Below are 22,173 nucleotides of genomic sequence, written 5' to 3'. Positions count from 1 at the left end.
AACGAATTATAATTCCACACATTGTTTATGTTTAGTGTGTTCCGTTTATATGTTATTTCAGTGTACTGTAATCTCATGAGCATCTAAATGAACAAAATTAACTTGAATTATCACAATCCTATCTCAGCAATAAAAAAAAGCCGCTATAATAGCGACTTTGTATCGTTCATTGCATTTAGTTTAGTGAAACTTGCTTAAATTATAGGATGTTTCGCTCCATTTGTTGCATTAATTTCCTCAATATTAACCGATCCTCCAAAGAAATGGATTGAAGTAATTTCGCTTGCTGCTCACTCCATTTAAGCTCAACCGGTTTTTCTAATTCTTTGCCCTTGTCGGTTAAAAAGATACGCATAATCCTTGCATCCTGTACATCCCGTTTACGATATATAAATCCGTTCTGCTCTAATGATTTGACCATGTTCGTAACGGTTGGTGGTTCGCATTTCATATGTTCACTTAGTTGCATCTGTGTTACACCATCCCCCAACCACAGCCGATACAACAAATTATCTTGTCCTACATAAAGATTAAGTTCCCGAAGAGATTCACTATAATTTCGACGCATTTGGGAGGAAATTCGATCTAAGGACTGTCGAATATCACAATCTACTGCATCTGTCATGAACGATTCCTCCCTGCCATCCGAATTATATTTAGCAGACTAAATGTATCATGGGGAAATGGAGGTGTCAATTCACCCTAGTATCGTTATAAGTACCTTTTCCTAACCAAGTTTCAGCAGGATACATTGGTTTGGTCCTTATTTTTTGGCAAAACCTTGCTTGTTCAAATAGTCCATCATTTGCGGCTGAATACTTCTCTCAAGGTGATCCTGAATATGGTCACTCCATCCTTTTACTTTTTTTACGGTGAAAGGAGCTCTCGTCGGACGATTTTCATAATACTTCAGCATGGTCTCATCATAGATTGTTAATTTCTGTTGATCAATAGATTGATACTGATTCTCAAATAAAACCATGGATTGAGGTAGCCGAGGCTTCAGCTCAGGTTTATCTCCATCTGGATGACCAATGCATAGCCCCACCAGAGGAATAACATATTTAGGTAAATTCAACACGTCAGATAGTTCGCTAATATTAGCTCTGACCCCACCAATGAACACGCCGCCAAGTCCCATCGATTCGGCAGCGGTTAACGCATTTTGTGCCATCAGGCCGGCATCGAATGAACCGATTAGCAGAAATTCAATATATTCAATATCCACTTCTGGGGCAATTTGATGATTGCGGTTAAAATCTGCACAGAAAATCCAAAACTCAGCCGCTTCTTCGATATAAGGTTGATTGACAGAAAGTTGTCTGACTTTCTTTCGAAGAACCGGATCGGTGATTCGAATAATAGACACGGCCTGCAGGAGACTGAACGATGAAGTTTGATTCGCTGCCTGAAAGATCACATCGATTTGCTCTGCTGTCAGAGGTTGAGATGTGTAAGATCGATGCGATGTATGGTTATGAAGCAATTCAAGTGTGTTATTCATAAATACTCTCTCCTCTATCTAGTTTTTTCATTTTCCCGCATTCCATACTCATAAGGAACACCCATATTCTCGCGTAGTGTTTTCCCTTCATATTCTCTATGAAACAGACCCCGTTCCTGCAAAATGGGGACAACCATGTTGACAAAATCCGCAACTCCGTCAAAAGATATATCCGGTACCACTGAGAATCCATCACATGCATCTGCCAAAAACCATTCTTCCAAGAAATCAGCAACTTGTACGGGAGTACCCGCAACCACTGGGTGATAGTTAATAACACCATGGGCCAGAACCTCGCGAATCGTTAATCCTTCTAAAAGTAACTTCAACGCCCTTGCGGAACGGGGGTCCATTGGGTTGGCATATGCATTTCTCAACAAGTTTGGTTCTAATGGTTTATCAATATCTACCGAGTTTACCGAGAGCGGTATACCGATCATGGAACCAAGGTAACTTACCCGATTGGGTATCTCTTCAGGATTAAAACTCATGAGCTGTTTTCGACGTTCCAACGCTTCTTCTTCCGTAGCACCCAGAGAAAACATAAAACCTGCAAACATTTTGATATCATCTGGGTTTCGACCGAAACGAATAGCACTTTGTTGAATAGCTAGTCTCTGCTCACGAGCGGACTCTATGTCATATGGATTAGCATATACACCTGAAGCGTATTTTCCCGCCAACTCAAGTCCCTCACTTCCTCCTCCAGCTTGGAAAATAACCGGCTGTCCTTGCTCGGATGGAGGAATCGGTAGAGGACCACGAGATGCATAATATTGACCTTGAAGGTTAATAGGCCGGATTTTATTCATATCCGCAAATTCCCCTCCCTCCACATCTAACGTCCAAGCATCTGATTCCCAACTTCCCCATAAGGACTGAACAATCTGAATGCTTTCATGTGCTCTGTCATAACGTTCCTGGCGACTTGCCACACGTGCCCCAAAGTTTGCCGCGGCTGCAGGATCGGATGTGGTAACCGCATTCCATCCCACACGTCCATGACTGATTACATCCAATGCTTTGAACTGACGTGCAATGTTGTAGGGATAATTAAATGTCGTAGACAGCGTAGCAACTAATCCAATGTGCATTGTCTCTCTTGCCACGGCCATCAGTGCCAGCATTGGGTCCATAGGAAACATGGGCGTTTGAGGACCTAAGTTAACGGTTAGTGCTGGTGTATCAGCGATGAAAATCATTTGAAATTTTCCTTTTTCTGCCAATTTGGCTCGTTCCACATAACTATCCGTGTTCGTATAAGCTTCGGGATCTGTCCCAGGCATTCTCCACGCACTGAATTCTGCTCCATATCCCGAAACCATCTGTAGTGCCAGTTGCATCTCTCTTCTTTTATTCATAACGTTCTTCTCCTTGAAGATTATAGATATTGACGTTCACCGCTCTGTGCTGATTTTTCGACAGCATCAAGTAACTGATGAAGTTTTACCGCATCCGCGAAGTTAGGTGTCAAAGATGTCCCCTCTTGGATATCTTTGGCGAACTTGCGATAAGCTTGAGCTATATTCAGAACAAATCCAGAGTCGGATTGAAGTGAATCAGGAGCATAGTAATAGGAATCAGGAATACGTAGTTCACGAAGTTCGTTGTCCATTGATCCCGCACCGCGTAATTGGTGTGATCCGAATTGAATGGATGCAGGTGCACTCAGCACGAGGGTTCCTTTGTCTCCGAAAATTTCTAACGTTAGTCCTGTCTGATGTTTAACTCCACCTTGAATATGAACGCTGGCTGCTGCACCATTAGTCAATTTTCCAGTAATCATAATCTGATCATCCGTTGTTTTCTTGATGACTTTCTGAATATCTACCAATTCAACTTCTGGAAACTGTTGAGCTGTGGTGGCAGACAATTCTGTAAAGTCCCCAAGCATGTAAGTGAAGGCATCCAGATTATGTCCCCCTACAATGGTCAGTAAGTTCCCTCCAACTTTCCGGTCAAACAAGTATGCAGTCGACTTGTCACCAATGCCACCCATGCCATCTATAGAGATCTTCAGGTTGGCAGACAACACTTTCCCAGCATAACCCTCTGCCAACAGATCTTTCACATACTGAATTGCTGGTGCTTGTCTGGCCTGAAGTCCAATCGCATTTGGTAATTGGGCAGAGGATACCCAATCCTTCATTTCAAGCGCTTCCTCTGTATTAGAACCCAGGGGCCATTCACAATAGATTGGTTTGCCAGCAGGAGCGATGGCTTTGACTGCATTATAATGCTCCCTAACATTAATGCTAACAACCACCATATCAACATCGGTATGATGAGCCAATTCCTCGATGTTATCAAATCCGTGATCTGCGCGGAAAGCTTCTGCACTCTTCTTAGCACTTGCCATATTACTTGTTCCCACTGCGGTAAGCTCGTACTCATCCAGGTTCTCAATAGCTGGAATATGTGTTCCACTTGCCCATCCGTTATTAATTGAAGCTCCTATGATTCCTGTACGAATTTTTTTCCTCATTATTAAACAACTCCCTTGTTATAGTTCACGGTATGATCGAATATCAGTTGTTCCCAACCATGTACATCTAAAAAACGCATCCCTATTTCCTTCTACTTGCTGTATGCCCTTATCAGTCACTCCTTTCTATGGTATATTTATTTAGCTTGCTAACTATAGAATCAAGATATCATTATTTATCTTTCACATTTTAGGTAAACTAAAATTGTTTTGGTGTTGACACCATCATAGGTGTATTCGTTTTGTTTGCAAAGAGGGCAATTTAAGTGAACATAGTACATCTTTTTGTACCTTTGGATCAGGAGTGATATGAATGAGAGTATGCAACGAAGGATTTGATCAAGACTTTATAGATGGAAAAAGTGATATGTACGCCATAGCTTTTACACAGAATGTTCTTTCCGGACGATGGAAATATTTTATATTATGGTATCTAAAAGACGAAACACGTCGATATACGGATATCAAAAAATTCCTTGGAGATCTGTCTCAAGGCTCTCTTACGAAGCAGCTTAAAGAATTGGAGAATGATGGAGTTATTCAACGTGATGTCTATCCGGAAGTTCCTCCAAGGGTCGAGTACTCATTAACAGACAAGGGAATCAAATTACTTCCGGTTCTTGAAAAGATGGCGGACTACGGTAGAGAATATGGTGAGACAACGTAAGCTTAGAACACGACGTGACAGAGATGTTTATTTGATCAATTTCAGTTAACAATAGCATTCTCAGCCAGCATAGGCACATCAATATGATCAATAGGGTTCCTTATTACTTATCTTTGTTAAGGGGGAGGATTGTTTTCTCCTTTTTTAATAATAACCAAAAAAAGCCGCTAATATAGCGGCTCTCAATTGGGCCATGCTCTGGTCCCTCTAACATGTGGTCATACCAACATTAATCTTATGGTTTAATATTAGCTTGCTTACCATCAGGAGCCACCGACCTATCGCTCGTTCTTACACCCCTGCGCTTCTTGTAACCTTTGAATATGAAATACCCCACTATTATTAAAATAATCGGTATTCCGTATTTTAATAGGATATAGTAAAACAACACCAAAAATAAAATTAACATACTAACTATTTCGATCAATCTGTGCACTCCTTTATAAGTATCCCTGGCTAATTTCTTACTACATTACTTAATAGCTACTTTTTCATCTTCATATGTAAAAATATAAACTTAATTCCTTGTCAATCTTACATCAAACGAAATAGAAATCATAGCTTAAGGATCAACCTTCTATACTCTTAACCAATTCAGCTATGTGCCCCCAGAATATCATTAGATAGATCGTAGTTATCCAATTTTATTCTAGGGGTATATTTCAAGTCGACTTCTCTATTGTAAAGAGTTCATAAATAGCTTACTAACTTGACTATCAATATCTTTCGGTACAGGTTGCAAACCATGTTGCAGTGATTCCACATTCGTCATTATACGATAGGCAGAATAGGAAATTAGAGCAAAGCCCATGTCCATAATCTCGATGGGATTACCGTCAGCTCCTGCCAAATTAACAGGATTGGCACTGTGAAGCAAATAGATACTTTTCTCTGCAAAACTTATTCGTTCAATCCCTTCTTTCACGATTTCAACGGATTGAGAAGCTTGCTTGATTTCTTCCACATTGATTTCAAACCCATAGTGTCCTGAATTCGCAAGGATGACTTTTTCTTTGAACAGAGGTATATGCTGCTCGGTAATGACATTAAAAGATCCAGTTGCCGTAATAATCACATCTGCTTCGGGAATTAATTCGTGCAGCTCGCCAACCCAATGCCCGTCTGTTTTTGCATTTAAGAGATGAACAGGATTCATGTCATAGACTAACGTATTCGCGCCTAATCCCCGGAACTTTTTAGCAATCCCGCTGCCGCAATAACCATAACCTACAACCAGAACTTTTTTCCCTCCAACGAGAAGACTGGTTGTTCGCATGAAGCCATCCACAACAGACTGTCCAACACCCAGCGCGTTCTCAAAAGTCTGCTTTAAGGGCGAATCATCAATCACGATAACTGGGTAGTCAGGCTGAACCCCATTTTTCTCAATCAATAACTTTCCTGTGCGTGTCTCTTCGTTCGCACCGATGGGATTCCAACCGGGTTTTAGTTCATGATGAGCAAGAATCAGACTAGCACCATTGTCCAGGAAGAGATCGATTTTATGCGCCATAACCATCTTTAGATAGCGTTTGTGGTCCTCATAAAGATCTCCTTCTTTCGCTAAAACCGTTACATTAGGCAGAGATGCCAAATATGCTGCGGTATCCTTCTTCGTTGTTCCAAGACACCCGACTAAATAGATATGTGCAGCCCCACCAGCTAAGAGTCCCTCTACCCAGAATCCGGTTTTTGGCTCAATATGCATACTGATCGCGATGGTCATTCCTTTGAGGACTTGCTGTTGCTTGAACAATTGATTCACTTCTGTGACCAATGGCATTCTCTCTCTATACCATTGCATTCTCACTAACCCCGCACTAGCCAAACTTTGATCATCAATAATACTATTCATCACAAGTCCCCCTATTAACTACTCCGTTGTTTTCTATTTCGAGGTAAGTATAATATTAAAAAAGGACTGTCAATAAGGACAAATGTCCGCCTTTTGGAGAGTACATCAAATAATCACTTTATGTATGATGATCGGGAGAACATGAACGATCTAAAATAGTTAGTGAAGGAGTCATCATGTGTTATGTCTATTAAGGTTCACCCTGATATCACAGCTGCCGTTCTCAAATCGAATTTACATGAAATCATTACCGATGAAGCTTTGACCACTCTGCAAGTGAAAATGTATAAGAAAAACGAGACGGTTGTCGTCTCAGGCAACGAATTGAAGTACTTTTATATCGTAATTGAAGGCAGGGTTGCCATTCACAATTATTCTGATCAAGGAAACATAGCCGTTGTCGATTATGTAGAAAAAAACGGAGTGTTGGGGGACTTGGAATTTTTTCAACAATGCAATTATCTTCATACTGCTGTCGCTGTTGTACCGTCAACCATTCTACTGATTCCTTTGGATATTGTACATTCGCATTTGACCCAATCAGTCACTTTTTTATCGCATATGTGTACAGTTCTCACGGATAAACTCATGAAGTCTTCAGTAAAAAATGCAAGATCATTGTTGTATCCTGCAAAAAATAAGCTGTGTAAATATATTCTGCAAACCTCGGAGAAATTGGAATCAGCAACGATTCCGTTTGTCATGAAAGATATTTCAAGCATGATGGGAATCTCCGATCGACATATTAGAAGATTGTTAAGTGATTTGGCCCAGGAGCAGATCATCATTAAGGAAAATAGAACATTAAAGGTGTTGGATATGGAGCAGTTACATCGATATTCAACCGATTTCTAAAAACAAATGATTCAAAGGTCATACAAAAAACACCTGTCCTTCTAAAATGCAAAAGACCAGGCGCTTACTATTTAGGAAAAACATATTTTTTCTTGTATTCATTGTATAGAAAAATAAAGTTGCTATTCTAGCAACTTTAAGAAAGGCCATGTTCAAATTTATTCATCACTTTCAGGTTCGAAGATTCCGTATCCGTTCTTACCATTCTTCTTAATCTTGTACATGGCTCGATCCGCATGTCTCAAAAGTTCGGAAGGTTCCTGTCCATGCTTCGGAAAAAGGCTTATGCCAATACTGATCGATAAATTAATATAATTTCCGGCAATTTTGAAATGGGTGCTGAATGCAGCTTCCAATTGTTTGGCGATGATGTCAGCGTCATGATCATCCTTCAGGTGGCTTAATATGATGAATTCATCCCCGCCGAGCCGTGCTACAGTGTCTGTCGTTGGAATCGTTTCGCTTAATCGCTTGGCCATTTCCAGCAACACTTGATCACCAACATCGTGTCCATACGTATCATTCACTTGCTTGAACCCGTCAGCATCTACAAACATGACAGCAAGTCTGCTATCACTTCTTTGGGCGTTGCTGATAGCCCATGCAAGACGGTCATTATAAGCCAGACGATTAGGCAGACCCGTAAGTGGATCATGCAAAGACATATGCTTGCTGATCTTCTCGGAAATTTTGATTTTGGTGTACTCGGTCTCCAGTTCCTTAATCAGGTTTTTAAGTTTATATACCCGGGTATTCATGTTTGTCATATCAGTAATTTGAATTAGGGCATAACAGCGATCTTCCTGATAAAGCGGTTCAACATGCATATTTTGTCGGATTAAATGTTCATCCTCGCCTTCATTAGGGAGAATAAACGCTTTATGTAAAGCGCTTGAGCAAAACCTGCTCTGACCATGATACAGCGCATTTTGCAAAATATTCAGGTAGACATTGGACTTAAAGCGTGGACACACTTCAAGCAGATTCTGGCCAACGACTTCTTCCCTACTCTTGCCAGTAAGGCGTTCCAACCAGCCATTCCACACCACAACTTTCAGTTGCCTGTCGACAATCATAATTCCCATATTGGCTTTGTTCAAAGCTTGTGATACGAGATTACCCATGGTCTGCCTCCAATAAAGCGTCCATTTTGGCCAACAGGCTCGATATGGAGTTCATACTCAGCGCTATAACAATAATGCCTGTCACATCGGTATCGGCAAGTAAAAACGATGTGTGCAACACCAGCACATATACTTCATTCTGCAAAAGTATTTGTTGATCTGAATTGGTGACATAGATCAGCTCAATATCAGGTAGTACATATTCCAGTTTAATCTCCAGGAAATTTCCGAATTCGCCAATGATGGCGTTAAGTAAGACATTGCTAACTTCTTTTAGCACGTCCAGATCCGTATCCATCAAGCTCGGATCAGCAGGAATAACGGTCTCTCCCATTTCTCCAAGGCAGATATTGGCCAACACTTTAGCCTGCTCAACAGGAAACATCAGAAATGCTTTTCCTTGAAATTCGTAGCCAAACTGTAAAGAAGATCTGAACAGGTGACCTTCACTGAAGAAAATGTTGTATCTTCGATCTCCAGGATCAACATCTGATATGGAGATCAGCTCCACTTCCGGAATATTTAAAACGATACGTTTGTCTACAATCTCTGACAACATGTTAGCCGCTTGTCCCACGTAAACGTTCACAAGTTCAGTCAGCAGATCTTTCTGTAAATCATTCAGCATGATAAGCCGCCTGAATCAGTTGAATCAATGTATTTGCCTTTTCCGCGGTTAACGGTTTATTCAAAAATCCGGAGATCCCCAGATTCTCTACTTCATCCCGAGTCGTCTTCTGAATATCCGCAGATAGAATAATAATCTTGACTGTGCTATCCGTTTCCCGAATCATTCGCAGCATTTCTTGTCCGTTCAAGCCAGGCATCAGCAGGTCGGTCGTTATAAAATCAGGTCGGAACTCCTGAAATAGGTTATATCCTTGCTCTCCATTGCTAGCAATCTGAATCTCGCATTCTGGAATATGATCAACAATCAGCTTTCGAAGCAATTTCTGTACGAATATGGAGTCTTCCACAATTAATACTTTCATTTTCTCTTCAATCTCCTCAATAAAATGGTAAGAGTTCGGGATTGTCAGGCGCTGTTCACAGTTCTTGAGAGAGACTGACTGGTGAATCAAGTAAATATAAATTATAGTAACTTTAATTTAATTGTCAACAACATTATTGAATAGATTAGATTCGTGTACAATGGATATGGCATGGCTTTCCGCTAGAAAAACAAAAAAAACGGTCACCATCGTGACCGTTTTTGATCGGTTATCTGCAACTGCATCTAAGTTTACTCTTTTACCCCACCAAGCTGCAAGCCATGAACAAAATACTTTTGCAAAAATGGATAGACGACCAAGATCGGCAATGCAGCTACAATCGTAATCGCTGCCCGAATAGATACAGGAGTAACCATGTTACGCGCAGCGCCGAGATCTGCACCATTGGCAACGGCTGCACTGCTGTTCGAGTTCATGGAAGAAGACAGTAATTTCATCAACTCATATTGCAGAGTGCTCAGGTTTTGCTTGGAAGACGCATACAGAAACGTATCGAACCACGAGTTCCATTGACCGACTGCAATGAACAGTGCAACCGTAGCCAGCACCGGTTGGCACAGCGGTAGAATAATCGATATGAATGTTCTGAAATCTCCAGCACCGTCAATTTTGGCTGATTCGATCAGTCCCTCGGGTAGTGTCTGGATATAAGTCCGAATGACAATCATATTGAAGGCACTAATCAGTCCAGGAATAATGTACACCAGGAAGTTGTTTAACAAATGCAAATCTTTCATCAGGAAGTATGTTGGAATAAGTCCTGCACTGAAATACATCGTAAGCACAACGAAAATGGTAATTGGTTTACGTAAAATATAATCTTTTCGGCTTAGTGTGTAAGCCAGCATGGAGGTCAGAAACAGACTCAAAACTGTTCCGAGCACCGTTCTCGCCACCGAGATACCAAAGGCGCTGAAGATCGTCCCTCCTGCAAATACAGCTCTGTAGTTTTGATCTGTCCATACCCGAGGCCACAGATAAATCCCACCCCGGATGGTGTCATTACCGGCATTGAACGATACGGCGAGTGTATTCACAAACGGATACAGGGTAACAATCGCGATAGCGATCATCAGTATACCGTTTAACGTATGGAAGACAATCGGTTCAAGCCGAGATTTATTGATTCCCATCTCTAGTCCCCCTTATATTAATCGGTCTTCCCCGAGTCGTTTGGAAATTGAATTCGCCGCAAAGATCAGCGTAATACTAACCACCGTCTTGAAGATACCTGCCGCGGTAGCCAAAGAATAATTCCCGATCTGTAGTCCGTATTTCAAGACAAATATATCTATCGTCTGTGACCAGTCCACAACCACACCATTACCCAACAGATACTGAACTTCAAATCCAGCTTCCAAAATCCAGCCCATATTCATGATCAGCAAGATGATAACAATGGATTTGATTCCGGGTAAGGTCACATACAGCATTTTCTTATATCGGTTCGCACCATCAATCTCTGCCGCTTCATAGAGTGACGGATCGATAGACGTGATGGCCGCCAAATAGATAATGGCATTCCAGCCTACTTCTTTCCACACATGAGATGCGCCTACAATGCCCCAGAAGTACTCGGGAACGCTAAGCCACATGATCGGTTCTTGAATGATGTTCAGCTTCATGAGCACCACATTGACAATCCCGCCGTCTACAGACAGGGAACTTGCCACGATGCCTGTCACGATGATCCATGAGAGAAAGTGAGGCAAATACGATATCGTTTGAATGGTTCGTTTATAGAACTTGTGTTTGATCTCATTAAGTAAAATGGCAAATATAATGGCTGTCGCAAATCCGAGTACCATATTGATTACACTCATCGCAATGGTATTACGAAGCACGTTTAGAAATGCATCGTCTGTCAGCAAAAACTTGAAGTGCTTGAGTCCGACCCATTCCTGTTGGGAGAAACTCTTGGCAGGACTATAATTCTGAAAAGCCATAACCCAGCCCCAAATGGGATAATACGAGAATACGAGAATGTACGCAACGATGGGCAATGACATGAACATCAGTTGTCTTTGTCCGCGCAACCGTTTTAGTATTGGTGTCTTGGTAACGGCTGTACGGGTAGTTTGCTCCGGTATGGCTCCAGGCGTGTTCGCCATCTTCACTCCTCCTATTGGCTTGCAACGACATTATGCATGATCGTCCCGGAAGGCACTCGCCTGAGTAATCCTCTGGTTGATACCTTCCGAGGCAATCATTGCCGTATTTTTTTATTTAACAGACCAGTTCTCGATTCTCCATTTCAGTTGCTCATTAATCCGGTCTTCATAGGATTGCACATTGATTTTCTTGTAAGCGTCTATATATTCGGTCCAAATGTTATCAAACTCATCTGGTTTTGACATGATCGCCTTAGGCAAGAATTTTAAGGAAGTGTCTGTCATTTGCTTGTTTGCTACCGCAGCATCAGAGCCTTCTTTCAGATCGACCTGCCATGCTGGATAGTACACCGGATTCTCTGGTGCAGGAGAGAAGAAATCACTCCATGTTTTGAAGCCGTATGCGTCCAGAAGTTCTTTATCTTCCGGTTTGAGATTGTCATAGAATTCCTCAGGTTGGTTGATCGCTCCAATCGCATTGCCATCTTCAAAGGTTCCTTCCAGCTTCGGTGCCGCAGCATAGAAACCTTCTGCTTTGTTAACCAGTCTCCATGCCGGATCTTCCTGCTCTGTCCGTTGCTCTGGGGTACGATAGAATCTTCCTTCTTCATTTACCTGATAATCTACACCCTCTTCGCCCCATGACAGGAGCTTCTGGTACTTCTCGTCCATAAGCTTATCCAGGAATTTGATGAGTGCGACAGGATCTTCAGCATCTTTACTGATACCAAAACCATTGTTCAAGTTGATGACCGGACGATCCAGATAATGATCTGTAATACTTGTATCATAGACTAGCGGGAAGCCTACGTAAGTCTGGCCAATCTTGCCTTGAGCTACGAGTGGGTCTTCACCAGACTGGAAATTCCAGTGCTGGTCGAACATGCCAAGCACACGTCCCGATGAGATTTTCGCCAAATATTGATCGTAGTTCTGAACAAAGGCTTCTTTATCAAGCAAGCCATCATTATACAATTTGTTCAGTTCCTTATAATAACGTTTGGAGATGTCCTTGTCGGCAAATACACTCGCCACTCCATTCTCATCTACGACCACACCGCCATCATTGGGATGACCCGTAAGATGCTCTGGTGGATTAAGCAATGGGAACGTCCGCCAGTCAGAAGCCAGTGTAGTAAAACCAATCGTCGGTTGACCATCAATGGTTGGATTCTTGGCTGCGTAATCACGGATCAACTGTGTGAATTCATCCAGTGTTTTAGGCGTCGGGTATCCGGCATCCTTCAGTACGGACTTCTGAATCCAGAAGGCAGGGCCAGAATAATAGTTACTAATGAACTCCCCTGTATACACGCCATAGTTAGGCAACCAGTAGATATGTCCGTCACTGGAGTCTTTCATCCGGTTCCAATCTTTACCGAAATGCTTCTTCAGATTGGGTGCATGCTCCTCGATCAGATCTTCTAGCGGAATGACTGCGCCGGCTGAGACCAATTTGGTGTCTGCTGTGATCAAGTCAGGGAAATCGCCACCGGCGATCATAACGCCGAGCTTCTGTTGAAGATCACCTACCAGAAACTCCATCTCCAGATTGACGCCGAGTTCATCCTGAATCTTCTTGTAGATTCGGTTATCTTTAGCTGGCGCCTGATTCGGCGTTCCGATAAAGGCCGAGATGTTCAATACCTCTTTACCATCCGGTGTTGTCGCTTTCTCATTGTCACCACTGCATCCTGCCAGTGCCAAACTTAAAGCCAGAACGAGTGATACGGAACCCCAAAGCTTCTTTTTCTTCAGTCCCCCCATGTACTTGCCCTCCTTGGAAGTGGTATGTCTTACTGTTTTTAGTATGAAGAAATGTATGCGGTTACAAAATATATACATTTAAGCTCCTCCCCCCTGTAATTGCAGGTCTTATTCAAGAGGGGTTCTTTTCTTGAGCAGATCAAGTCGTGAACTTTTGCCTGTATTCCAAAGGTTTCATGGCTGTTCGTTTTTCAAAATGTCTGAGAAAATGCTGGTAACTACGATACCCTACCTGTTCTGCAATGGCACTTGATGTCTGATTCGTCTCCTGAAGCAGACGCTTCGCTTCTTCCATTCGCAGATCATGCACCACCTCTATTACACCCTTGCCGTACTTGCGTAAGAAAGATTGGCCTAAATGGACCGGGTTCACGTAGAATCGTTCTGCGAGCTCCTGGATCGTAAAGGTCTCCCTGTAGTAGGTCTGCACATATTCGGCCACCTTAGCCTGAATGCCCCCGACTTGCCTCTCACGCAGAATAGCCAGTTCCGATTTGCATTGCAAACAGAAGTGTTCCAGATTGCCAGCAACCTCTTCTATATTTCGATGACTCTTCTCCAGAATGCGGCTCGCCGATTCGTTCATCAGTCCATTAGGCTCTCCTCCCAATTCTTTACATAGGGAAAGTCCGCGGAACATAATGTGTGTGGAGAAAATATGTACAATCTCTGGTGCAGCCTTCATCTGCAGAAACAGTTCAAAGACATCACGAATGGAACTTGAGAGTTCATCTACAGATCCGTTCTCAAGCAGATCGGTAATACGATCAACCTCTGACATGGTTTCCGGATCAAATTGCCATTTCTCCAGCTCGATATCTTCGGCAAACAAAAGACGCTCTTGATTAAAAAACAAATAACGTCCAACTTCCTGTGCGGAGTGGAAGGATTCAGACAAATGTTCCAGATTGCTGATCATTAATCCGACGGCGATATGAATATCTTCACAACCATTATTTTGCATGTTGTTCAATAAGCGCTGTGTAAAAGCTTTAATTGCTTCAGATGCCCCGCTTCTGCTAGGCTCCTCCTCCCCCCATACAAGTCCTAATGCGTCTCTTGTTTTGTCTATCACATAACAAAAGGCTGATCCTCCAGCCGTTTGTTCAGCCACTGAGCAGGCCTCCTGAATATCTCCTTGAAAAGTAATCCGCAGGTAAGTCCAATGGGACTTATTTAAATGAGGAACGATCTCTGAGATCTCCTGCTCCGATATATTCTGTTTATCCCGGATCAGTGTGGACAAATATGCTTTGATCTTTTGCACCTTTGCATGTTCCCGAATACGTTCCTGCTTTTCACGTTCCTGCAAATGTAGACGGAGACGTTCCAGCATCTCCTCTGCTTCTGTACTGTCAACCGGCTTGGTTAAATAGTTTGAGACACCTAATCGGATAGCTTGTCTGGCATAATTAAAGTCACTGTATCCACTCGTGATGACAAACAGCACGGATTCATGCTCCAAACGTCGTGCTTCTTCGACCAGCTCCAGCCCATTCATGACAGGCATACGAATATCTGTCACCACGAGATCAGGTTGGTCTTGTTGTATCATCCGAATGGCTTCCTCCCCATTGGCACATACACCTCTGATTTCAAAACCATACTTTTCCCAGTTGATCAGAAGTTGTAATCCTTCAATAGCATACGGTTCATCGTCTACTAACAGCACTTTATACATGAGAGTTTACCTCCTATTTCCTCTTTCCAGCTTGGAGATTGGTATACGGTAACCCGCGATAGTCTCCTTTCCAGGCACACTACTTAGATCAAAGATCGCATTCCCTTCATAAAAGAGTTCCAATCTGCGATATACATTTCGTAGTCCTACATGCTCGCCATTTCTGGGTCTTTCAGAACGAATATCTCGCAGGAGCTCGGTTAGTCTCCCTGCATCCATCCCGATTCCATTATCAATCACCTGAATAACCAGTTCAGAAGCGTTTCGTCTCGCCGTTATCTTGATCTCTCTTCCATTTTTTCGCGCCTGCAAGCCGTGTTTACAGGCATTTTCGACGAGCGGTTGAATACTCATTCGGGGAATGAGCAACGAAGCTGCATCAGGATCAACCTCGAAGGTGTAATCAAACAGCTCTCCGAAGCGAAACTTCTCAATCTGGAGATAAAGATTCGTAAATTGCAGCTCTTCTTGCAAAGGAATCAGATTGTCAGAATGACTGAGTAGCTGTCTCATCAGCATGGACAGACTTTTAATAATTTCAACTACTTCTGTATATCCATTCTTTGTACTAACGACCAGCAAGGCATTCAATGTGTTAAATAAAAAATGGGGATTCATCTGACTCTGGAGCATGGACAATTCGGTCCTTACTTGATCCAACTCCAAATCTTTTTGACGAATTTCCAGTTTATATACGTCATTAATAAGCGTATGAATTTTACCAATCATGATATTAAATGTACGAATAAGCCCGCCGATTTCGTCGCGGCCTTCGTGAATTTCAATCAGATCGAATCGTTCGTTACGAACCTTCTCCATATGTCTGGATAACTTGCGAATCCGATAGTGGTAGGAACGTAAAATAATGTAGATCAATACAGAGGGGACCACGATACTTAATGCAAGCAACCCCAGAATTGATTTAAAGGCTTCTTGCAAAAGGTGGTCCAGGTGACGCGTATCGGCAACTCCTATCAATTTCCAACCCTTTAGGTAGGCTAGATTCCCCAACGACTTCTCGAGCGTGTAAGCAGAATTGCCAGATTCCTTGGCTATTGAATCGTTCTCCGAGTTGGATAAGTCGGTTTCGCTAAATTCCCCACTTGAAACGACAGTACGATTGTTGCTGTCCACCAGGCGCAGCTGAAGACTGTCTGATTCACGATTTAAAATGCTATATATCCGGCTAACTTCCAGATCAATCTTGGAATATTTCGCATAATTCGCATACGAGGTATAGGTATCCATTTTGCCAATCACACTGATCCTTCTTCCGGCGTTAAATCCAGATGGTTCAATATAGTCCACGACCAGAATGCCGCCGCTGGTGGATTTCAGCTGTTTTAATCCGGGAAGTATATTCTTGTCATTCATCACGATATAATGGCTGCCGGTTTGAATAGTATCGTTCTCGGTAAAGATGCGCACCTCCAAAATATTGGCCGACATATAACGTGTTAATTTATCTCGCAGAAATGCATGGTACTCGTTGTAATAATCCACAGGGGAACGATAAGTTCGATCAAGTAGCTCATAGAGTGAATCGTCTGCTGCAATGATTCGGCTCAGAGCTACGCTCTCATCAATCATGCCCAGCAGTTCCCCCGCAGCCCTGTCGATAGATTTACGCAGATTTTCCTGTTCTCGAATCTTGATGTCTGCAGAGGTTCGTTGATAAAAGAAGATATTAATCGTTATTACCGGAAGGAGAATGCTAAGTACATAAATAAGCAGAAATTTGGATCGGAGAGGAATATCATTAACGTTACGGAACATCCAGAATTTATGGCGCATGTGATCACCCTTGGTTTTTGTTTTTATATACGGATGGAAGCTCCCCTGTATGCGCTCTGAATTTTTGAGTAAAATACTCGGCATCATGATACCCAAGCTTGAATGCTATGTCAGTGATTTTCATGTTGGTACGTCGCAGAAGTTTGCGTGCCTCCTCAACTCGAAGCTGGTGCACATAGTCACTGAAACTGACTCCCATCTCTCGCTTGAATTGCTGGCCCAGATAGGCAGAATTAACGTGAATACGATTAGCGACATCTTGCAATTTAATTTTACTTCGGTAGTGTTGCTTCAGTTCATGGACTGCTTCCGCAACAAGGCCCCCTGTACCCAACTTTTTCAGATCAGACTGGGATAGTTGCTCAGATATCCGAACACAGAGCTCTTGCAATGTGCCGGAAGACCAACTTGCAGTCTCATGCCATTCCTTCTCGCATAATATTTCTCTGCAAACCTCCCTTTTGCCATATTTTCGTAGCAGATCGCCATGGATATATCGGATGACATGGTGTATCCATTCCAATGAAACCTCTGCGTTCTCAGTCATCAGTAGCAATTTACTCACGGCATTATCGATCGGATCTGTGTCTCCCGCTTCAATTAATGTCAATATGTCTTTAGCGATATTCATCATTTGCTCTAAATCATATTCTTCGCTTATGCGTCGTTCATCAAGATGATCTACATGAGCATCATCTGTAAACGTGACACCATCCTGCTGATGGAGCTCTTCTCTGCGTTTGTCCAGAGGCTCAATCATTTCCATAAGAATTTGATGAATTTCCTCAGGGACAAGAGGTTTAAGCACATATTGATCAACCTGATACCGTATCGCTTGTTTGGCATAATTAAAGTCGGAGTATCCTGTAACAATAACAATTTTTGAAGTGTAGGCAAGATCCTCACGCAAGGTATGAATTAAACCCAGACCATCCATAACAGGCATTTGGATATCAGTGACCACAAGATCCGGTTCAACAGCATTGAATAAAGAAAGTGCTTCTTCTCCATCCGTTGCTGTTCCACAGAGTTCATACCCACAAGCTTGCCAGTCGATCATCGTTCTCCATCCTTCTAGCATAAACGGTTCATCATCCGCGACAATAACTTTATACATTACCTCACCTGCCATTCCTCCGTGATCAGTTACATGAAACTCGTTTATATGGAGTAGTAGATTCCAGTCGTTCTCGAACACACTAAACAGCAGAACAACTGCAGGATTGTTGTCTGCTCGCCCAACTCGAAGAACCCAACGTTCATCATATGCAATTCAAGTGTAACGCTTACAATTGCACACAACAACCTGAGGAATTATAGGTTTTCACCCGATGAAGTATAGGTTGAACTGTGGGCTTGCCCCTTTCGGAAAAGGAGGTTATTCTCCACGCACGATTCGAAATCCTTGATCAGGACCATAACCATTCGCATCGAATTTACCTCGGAATAAGATTTCATTGTTATTGACGCCGCCAATCCAACCACCGCCTTTTACAACTCGCCAAGAATGATCTGCACTCTCTGAATCACTGTACCAGTCCCAGCACCATTCTCTCACGTTTCCAGACATATCATAGATTCCTAACTCATTAGGCTTCTGGGTACCGACCTTTTGGGTTTGATTACGATTGCTCTCAATAGCGGGCCAGCTCCAGTCACCAGTCAGTACGGTGTCACCAGCATTTTTCCAGTACCAAGCTACTTCATCCGGATTATTACTTCCACTGTAGGTGTAATCTAAGCTCTTTTGACCTCCGCTTGCAGCGTACTCCCATTCTGCTTCTGTTGGTAAACGGTAGCCGTTAGCATCCTCATTCATCGTTACGGTCCATTTTATATTGTCGTTTTCATTGTGATTATTCTTGTCCTGTGTGTCTTTGTCTATATTGTAATAAGGTTTCAGGTTCTCTTTGATGCTCTTTTGATTACAGTATTCCACGGCATCATACCAGCTCACCATCTCAACGGGCAGGTCATCTCCCTTGAAGCCAGACGGGTTTTCCCCCATGACCTCCATCCATTCTCGTTGCGTCACTTCGTATTTGCCAATATAGAAGGAATCCATCATTTCATTTCGTTCAATTTGACTTGACTTACTGCTCTTGAACGCTCCTCCTTCGACGAATACCATATCATTATTTAATTCAGAATTACTCGCTGAACAGGCACTTAGACTAACAACCATGGCGATTAAAGTTAACCATACCAGCTTTCTCATTTGACTATCCTCCTATGCTAAGCTTGAATTCAGGAACGTCGAGGGCCGTTAGTCTGGTGAATAGCGGTCCTCAACGCTTCCGGAATACATTAATTCCCAATGCAAATGCAGACGTTCATCTGCATCACATCGTCATTTTTACCAAACAGTCACGTTAGCGCTTCCGCTGCTCTGATAACCCTCCGTCGCCATCACCTGATAGGACCAACTATTTCCAAGGTTCATCCCTTTGCTCGCCCAAGCATTCACATGATTGCTGAACGTAATGGTAGAGTTGACTCCGATCGGTCTCTTGGACTGTCTAACACTCCAATACTGAGGGAAAGTCTGCGTACCATCAATGGAAGGTGCATTGTATCTCATCGTTGTATAGATGTCGTATGTGCCGCCATCACTAGTCATAGAGCCCTTGTACGTTCCGGTTGGACGATACGTTCCCCAGCTATCCACCACGTAGTATTCAATTAGAGCGTTTCTGGTCCAACCATAGAAGGTCAGGTATCCGTTACCCGATGGAGAGAATACACCTGCATTGTAATTGACTACCCGATTCGGCGTGCCAGATGTCCACCCTTTCCCGACCACAAAGTTACCTACATTCTGCCAATTCACGCTGTAATTTCCGCCCGATCCATTCACGGCGTTGACCGTTCCTCCGCCATCTGTCCAATTTTGCCAATAATCTGTTGCAGCGCTGGATGTTGCTGCAAAGACGCCAAAACTCATGGAAGCTGCAAGAACAACAGTCATTAATTTTTTGCTGAATTTGAACATAGGATGATACCTCCTGATATTTTAATAGATTTGGGTGAAACGCCAACCGATGAGATTCCCCAGCCGATTTATTTGAAAAGACGTTGCGAGAACAGATACAGATCGTTCTTCCACACGGGCCAGTCATGTCCTCCACTTTCCTCATGCCAAATGTGAGGCACTCCGTGTTGGGTGAGATACTGATGAACTCCGAGACTGATGTTGATGAGATTGTCCTGATCACCGCAAGAGAGCCATAACAGTGAGAGAAGTGACGTGGCTTCCGATGGATCGGGAACTAGTACCTCTGGTGTTCTGGTATTTGGAGCTGCGGAAAAAGCACCGACCCAGGCGAAATGGTCGAGATTGCCTAATCCGATATTCAAGGACTGCCCTCCGCCCATAGATAAACCGGCAATCGCCCTTTTGTCCCGGCTTGTGTGCGCAAGATAGTTGGACTCGATGTAAGGTATTAAATCATGAAGCAGATCGGATTCAAATCTTTCAAATGCCTGGATTTTCTCAGGAGCAAACAGGTCTCCTTCCGCCCGGTCATTAACCATGGCACGACCGTTAGGGAAGACCACAATCATCGGCTCAAGCAAGTTATCGCTGCACAGATTATCCAGAATAATTTGCGGAGATCCATGATTATGCCATTCGGCTTCGTCTCCACCAATACCGTGCAACAGATAGAGTACAGGATACGCATTGGTAGAAGAGTATTGTGGTGGAGTGTACACCATCGCTTTACGCGAATTTCCCACCGTTGTTGAAGGATAATCTATAATTTCCATTACTCCACGCTGTATATTCTCCCGGTATTGGTCATATCCCGCTGGTGCTGATGATATCAATGTCATTCTCCTTTCTCTCCGAACATTTCACTATGAGTGACTATCAACCCTCAGTTAATCCACATAGCCAAAGCCCAAAATGGTGAAGCATTTATGTTCATGTCCTTCTGCCATTTCAATCTCAATGGAGTGCTCTCCAACATGCACTTCGTTAAGCAGGAGTGTGGCATGACAATGAGTCCAGTTCACCTGACGTGGATCGACTTGTTTGACGAATTTCCCATCTATCCTGATCTGTGCGGTTCCAAATTCGTCGTGACCAGAGTCCTTGAAGACCAGGATAAGTCGTTTGCATCGCAAACTTATCTTAAAGCTGCGCTGGGCAACGTTTCCTTCTCCTGTTCGCATCCAGTTGTTGGGGAACTGTGGTGTACCATAGTCATGAGCATCCATCTCAGCCATCTGCAGATCCGTGTCCGTTTTATCAAAAGAACCTGCATCGATTCGGGCGATATCGTTGCCGTTTTTCCGATCCAACAACTTTACATCCACAAAGTCATTTCCAATTAACGGCGCTTTTTCAATATCATGATCTTGCTCGTCCCACTCAGAGCGATTCGTCACGTCGAACAAGTATTCCAAACTATCGGCCATGATCCGATGCCCCAAGTTAGTCGGATGATATATATCATGGAAAAATTGCTTTTTGGAAATAACGTTGCCCTCACCTTTTGTCTTGTGGAACTGATCTACGACAGCGTCCTTTACACTTACCATTGGCAGGTCATAGTGCCAGCCCACCGGAGCGAGACGTTCCTGAAGATTCCAGTCATTTTCGAATACACTGAATAACAAGATGACCGCTGGCTTGTTATCGGCAGCAAATGCTTTGAGCACCAGACTCTCGTAACAATTGCCTTGGGTTTCATCGTCTGCGTCATTGACTGCGAATTCGATAATCACAATATCCGGCTGAACGGTACCTTCCCGTAGCACATCCCGGTCATAGCGTACAATCCCCAGTTCTGAAGGTGTACCACCCACACCTGCTTTAATTAGATATACCGGACTCTCTTTTGAAAGCGCAAACATAAACTTGAACGACTCATACGACCGATAAGCGTAACTTTGGAGATGAATCGGTGCCGAACCAGCACCTTGGGTAATGGAACCTCCAATGAAAGCCATCACAACAGGCTCGCCGTTTTTTGCCTTCTCAATGGCTCGTTTTAATCTGACATTATTCCCTTTGTTCAGAAGAGATCGGCTAATCATATCGCGATATCCATGTGATTCAAAGTCAATATCAGGCTTGACTGTCGACTCTGTCACTCCCACTGGATCCCGCGGTGCAGTGAATTCCGTGTTCCCACCGGTATCTCCTGAATCCTGAAGCATAACTCGCCGTCACCTCCTTTCCGCTAGATTCTGATCATTCTCGAACAACATGTGAAGGATCACAGCTTGCGTTATGATTAGTTCAGGTGTGATCCTTCTCCCAAAGTGTATCGCTTACATAATTTTACAACAACCTGGCAAAGTATAGAAT

The 22,173-nt window shown here is 43.1% G+C and carries 20 protein-coding genes; 2 read left to right on the top strand and 18 right to left on the bottom strand.

Features of this window, described 5'->3' with window-relative positions; genetic code table 11:
• Positions 1–199: 199 nt before the first annotated feature.
• The 4 genes from PAHA3_RS09105 to PAHA3_RS09090 all read right to left on the bottom strand — a co-directional run bounded on the left by PAHA3_RS09105 (position 200) and on the right by PAHA3_RS09090 (position 3,989).
• Entirely contained in the window at positions 200–625 is a 426-nt protein-coding gene (locus PAHA3_RS09105; protein WP_062834443.1) for a MarR family winged helix-turn-helix transcriptional regulator, read from the bottom strand.
• Between the two features lie 138 nt (positions 626–763).
• Positions 764–1,504, bottom strand: coding sequence for an oxygen-insensitive NADPH nitroreductase (nfsA, locus tag PAHA3_RS09100; RefSeq protein WP_062834442.1), 741 nt, complete (start codon positions 1,502–1,504; stop codon positions 764–766).
• A 14-nt stretch (positions 1,505–1,518) separates the two neighbouring features.
• Positions 1,519–2,865, bottom strand: coding sequence for an NtaA/DmoA family FMN-dependent monooxygenase (locus PAHA3_RS09095; RefSeq protein ID WP_062834441.1), 1,347 nt, complete (start codon positions 2,863–2,865; stop codon positions 1,519–1,521).
• A gap of 20 nt (positions 2,866–2,885) precedes the next feature.
• Complete coding sequence (locus PAHA3_RS09090; protein ID WP_062834440.1) at positions 2,886–3,989, bottom strand: Gfo/Idh/MocA family protein; 1,104 nt, start codon at positions 3,987–3,989, stop codon at positions 2,886–2,888.
• Between the two features lie 313 nt (positions 3,990–4,302).
• On the opposite strand from PAHA3_RS09090, the gene PAHA3_RS09085 reads away from it, so the two are divergent.
• Positions 4,303–4,656: a winged helix-turn-helix transcriptional regulator gene (locus tag PAHA3_RS09085; RefSeq protein ID WP_062834439.1), complete on the top strand. Its 354-nt coding sequence runs from the start codon at positions 4,303–4,305 to the stop codon at positions 4,654–4,656.
• 676 nt (positions 4,657–5,332) lie between these two features.
• Here PAHA3_RS09085 and PAHA3_RS09075 read toward each other — a convergent pair.
• Positions 5,333–6,511, bottom strand: coding sequence for an adenosylhomocysteinase (locus PAHA3_RS09075; protein WP_062834437.1), 1,179 nt, complete (start codon positions 6,509–6,511; stop codon positions 5,333–5,335).
• Between the two features lie 183 nt (positions 6,512–6,694).
• Between PAHA3_RS09075 and PAHA3_RS09070 the strand changes: the two genes are divergently transcribed.
• Positions 6,695–7,366 (top strand): Crp/Fnr family transcriptional regulator, encoded by a 672-nt coding sequence (locus tag PAHA3_RS09070; protein ID WP_062834436.1) that lies wholly within the window; start codon positions 6,695–6,697, stop codon positions 7,364–7,366.
• Positions 7,367–7,524: 158 nt separating this feature from the next.
• Here the strand turns inward: PAHA3_RS09070 and PAHA3_RS09065 are convergent, their stop codons facing one another.
• From PAHA3_RS09065 to PAHA3_RS09005, 13 genes are all read right to left on the bottom strand, one after another.
• Entirely contained in the window at positions 7,525–8,490 is a 966-nt protein-coding gene (locus PAHA3_RS09065) for a sensor domain-containing diguanylate cyclase (protein ID WP_062834435.1), read from the bottom strand.
• Entirely contained in the window at positions 8,483–9,118 is a 636-nt protein-coding gene (locus PAHA3_RS09060; protein WP_062834434.1) for a hypothetical protein, read from the bottom strand. Before PAHA3_RS09060 ends, PAHA3_RS09065 begins: the two co-directional genes overlap by 8 nt.
• Positions 9,108–9,482: a response regulator transcription factor gene (locus PAHA3_RS09055; protein WP_062834433.1), complete on the bottom strand. Its 375-nt coding sequence runs from the start codon at positions 9,480–9,482 to the stop codon at positions 9,108–9,110. The genes PAHA3_RS09060 and PAHA3_RS09055 overlap by 11 nt, the downstream gene beginning before the upstream one ends.
• A 251-nt stretch (positions 9,483–9,733) precedes the next feature.
• Positions 9,734–10,636: a carbohydrate ABC transporter permease gene (locus PAHA3_RS09050; RefSeq protein WP_062834432.1), complete on the bottom strand. Its 903-nt coding sequence runs from the start codon at positions 10,634–10,636 to the stop codon at positions 9,734–9,736.
• Positions 10,637–10,648: 12 nt separating this feature from the next.
• Positions 10,649–11,614, bottom strand: coding sequence for an ABC transporter permease (locus PAHA3_RS09045; protein ID WP_082762750.1), 966 nt, complete (start codon positions 11,612–11,614; stop codon positions 10,649–10,651).
• A gap of 111 nt (positions 11,615–11,725) precedes the next feature.
• On the bottom strand, positions 11,726–13,381 hold the full coding sequence (locus PAHA3_RS09040) for an ABC transporter substrate-binding protein (RefSeq protein ID WP_062834431.1): 1,656 nt from the start codon (positions 13,379–13,381) through the stop codon (positions 11,726–11,728).
• Between the two features lie 139 nt (positions 13,382–13,520).
• The gene (locus PAHA3_RS09035; protein WP_062834430.1) at positions 13,521–15,062 is read right to left on the bottom strand and encodes a response regulator; all 1,542 of its coding nucleotides are present in this window, start codon (positions 15,060–15,062) and stop codon (positions 13,521–13,523) included.
• A gap of 6 nt (positions 15,063–15,068) precedes the next feature.
• Positions 15,069–16,856, bottom strand: a complete 1,788-nt coding sequence (locus tag PAHA3_RS09030) for a sensor histidine kinase (protein WP_062834429.1) — start codon at positions 16,854–16,856, stop codon at positions 15,069–15,071.
• 4 nt (positions 16,857–16,860) lie between these two features.
• Positions 16,861–17,973, bottom strand: a complete 1,113-nt coding sequence (locus tag PAHA3_RS09025; protein ID WP_167350860.1) for a helix-turn-helix domain-containing protein — start codon at positions 17,971–17,973, stop codon at positions 16,861–16,863.
• Positions 17,974–18,234: 261 nt separating this feature from the next.
• Positions 18,235–19,074 (bottom strand): formylglycine-generating enzyme family protein, encoded by an 840-nt coding sequence (locus PAHA3_RS09020; protein ID WP_062834427.1) that lies wholly within the window; start codon positions 19,072–19,074, stop codon positions 18,235–18,237.
• A gap of 138 nt (positions 19,075–19,212) precedes the next feature.
• Positions 19,213–19,848: a glycoside hydrolase family 11 protein gene (locus PAHA3_RS09015; RefSeq protein ID WP_062834426.1), complete on the bottom strand. Its 636-nt coding sequence runs from the start codon at positions 19,846–19,848 to the stop codon at positions 19,213–19,215.
• A gap of 68 nt (positions 19,849–19,916) precedes the next feature.
• Positions 19,917–20,690 carry an alpha/beta hydrolase gene (locus PAHA3_RS09010; RefSeq protein WP_062834425.1) on the bottom strand — a complete coding sequence of 258 codons (774 nt, stop codon included), beginning with the start codon at positions 20,688–20,690 and terminating at the stop codon, positions 19,917–19,919.
• Positions 20,691–20,738: 48 nt separating this feature from the next.
• Positions 20,739–22,022, bottom strand: a complete 1,284-nt coding sequence (locus tag PAHA3_RS09005) for an SGNH/GDSL hydrolase family protein (RefSeq protein ID WP_062834424.1) — start codon at positions 22,020–22,022, stop codon at positions 20,739–20,741.
• Positions 22,023–22,173: the final 151 nt, after the last annotated feature.

The sequence above is a fragment of the Paenibacillus amylolyticus genome, assembly GCF_001570725.1.
Taxonomy (GTDB): domain Bacteria; phylum Bacillota; class Bacilli; order Paenibacillales; family Paenibacillaceae; genus Paenibacillus; species Paenibacillus amylolyticus_A.
Note: the sequence above shows the minus strand (reverse complement) of the source record. Positions and strands in the feature narration are given on the sequence as shown.